The sequence below is a fragment of the Streptomyces pathocidini genome, assembly GCF_001418495.1.
Classification (GTDB): domain Bacteria; phylum Actinomycetota; class Actinomycetes; order Streptomycetales; family Streptomycetaceae; genus Streptomyces; species Streptomyces pathocidini.
The window spans coordinates 1-1,545 of the sequence record NZ_LIQY01000256.1; the positions used below are offsets into that span (position 1 = coordinate 1).

At 68.9% G+C, this 1,545-nt stretch carries 1 protein-coding gene and 2 pseudogenes; 2 read left to right on the forward strand and 1 reads right to left on the reverse strand.

Annotated elements, in window-relative coordinates; translation table 11 throughout:
* Window positions 1-226: 226 nt before the first annotated feature.
* Window positions 227-865, reverse strand: coding sequence for a DNA-3-methyladenine glycosylase (locus AOK16_RS13885; RefSeq protein ID WP_055472583.1), 639 nt, complete (start codon window positions 863-865; stop codon window positions 227-229).
* A 155-nt stretch (window positions 866-1,020) separates the two neighbouring features.
* Here AOK16_RS13885 and AOK16_RS28250 point away from each other — a divergent pair.
* Together AOK16_RS28250 and AOK16_RS28255 are read left to right on the forward strand one after the other, a co-directional pair.
* Window positions 1,021-1,218: pseudogene (locus tag AOK16_RS28250) on the forward strand (sporulation protein); the annotation flags it as partial.
* 2 nt (window positions 1,219-1,220) lie between these two features.
* Window positions 1,221-1,545, forward strand: a pseudogene (locus AOK16_RS28255) (sporulation protein); the annotation flags it as partial.

A 1,545-nucleotide genomic window follows, 5' to 3' on the forward strand; every position in this document is an offset into this window, starting at 1 on the left:
GGGCGCTTCCCTTCGGTGTTCGCTACTTTAGCGGATTTCCCCGGCGACTCATAATCGAGCCTTTCGGTTCGAATTTCGACACAGCGAAACTCTCCCCGATGAGGGGTTCCTCGTAGCGATAGGTTTGCCGCTTGTGGGTTCGTGGGTTGACCGGCCTTGCGGCTGTTCCCGCGTTCTCCCCGTCTCAAGCGGCTCGGGCAACGTTAGGCGGTCCCGGGAGGCGGAGTCAAATCGAGGGCTGGCGACGACGAGGGGTGTGGGCGCGGTACGGGCTGACGGTCGGATCGCCCTCGATCCAGAAGCGCCAGGGGTGGACCGCGCCATCGCCGCTGACCCCCGTACGCGGGCCCGTGCGGATCCGATCGGCACGCGCGGGCTCACCCGCGAGCAGTTCGAAGGGGGCGCCGGGACCTGCGCAGATGTCGGATCCGTCGAGTGTGCGGTCGATGTCGAGGGCCGTCGCCAACCGCGCCGGGCCCTTGGCGAGTTCGCTCTCCTTGCGGGCCGTGGGCCGGCGCTTCTGCGCCAGTTCGCTGCCCGTCGTGATCTCACCCGCCCGGAGCAGCACTGCGCCGGCACTGTCGACGGGCCCGCACACGAGGTTCACGGAGAACCACATGCCGTAGATGAAGTAGACGTACGCGTGTCCGGGTGGGCCGAACATCGCGGCGTTTCGCCGGGTGCGGCCGCGGTACGCGTGGGAGCCGGGGTCGGTGGGACCGTTGTACGCCTCTACTTCCGTCAGCCGCAGTTCGATCGGACCGTCGGAGGTCGTGCGGACGAGGGTGCGACCGAGGAGGTCGGGGGCGACTTCGAGCACGGGGCGGTCGAAGAAGTCGCGGGTGATCGGCGTACGGTGCGGCATGCGCTCCGAGCGTAGTGCAGTGGGGCGTTGCGGCCTCTGCCGCGGGCTGCCGCACGCGGATGGAACCGATCGCGGTCGCCGCGTGTATATAAGGCAGAAGCAGGGACGGAGGAGGTCGGGCCGTGGGGCTCGGCTCGGATCGGGGAGGAAGAACGATGGGCTTCAAGAAGCTGCTCGCGAGCCTGGGTGCCGGTGGGGCGTCGGTGGAGACGGTGCTCACCGAGGCGAATGTCGTGCCGGGTGGGGTGGTGCAGGGCGAGGTGCGGATCCAGGGCGGCTCCGTGGCTCAGCAGATCGAGGGACTGTCCGTCGGCTTGCAGGCGCGGGTTGAGGTGGAGAGCGGGGACAGCGAGNNCACAAGCAGCGCCTGGGCGGAGCGTTCGAGGTGCAGCCGGGTGCGGTGCACGCGGTGCCGTTCGGGCTCGAGATCCCCTGGGAGACTCCGGTCACGACGTTCCTCGGCCATCACCTCACGGGGATGAACGTGGGAGTGACGACGGAGTTGGAGATCGCGCGGGCGGTGGACTCGGGCGATCTGGATCCGATCAACGTGCACCCGCTTCCGGCGCAGCAGGCGATCCTGGACGCCTTCGGCTCGCTGGGCTTCCGCTTCAAGAACGCGGACCTGGAGCGCGGGGCCATCCGCGGGACGCGGCAGCGGCTGCCCTTCTACCAGGAGA

What these genes read in the sequence shown, in the direction of transcription:
- AOK16_RS13885 (WP_055472583.1), bottom strand. Translation starts at nt 865, where the DNA reads ATGCCGCACCGTACGCCGATCACCCGCGACTTCTTCGACCGCCCCGTG.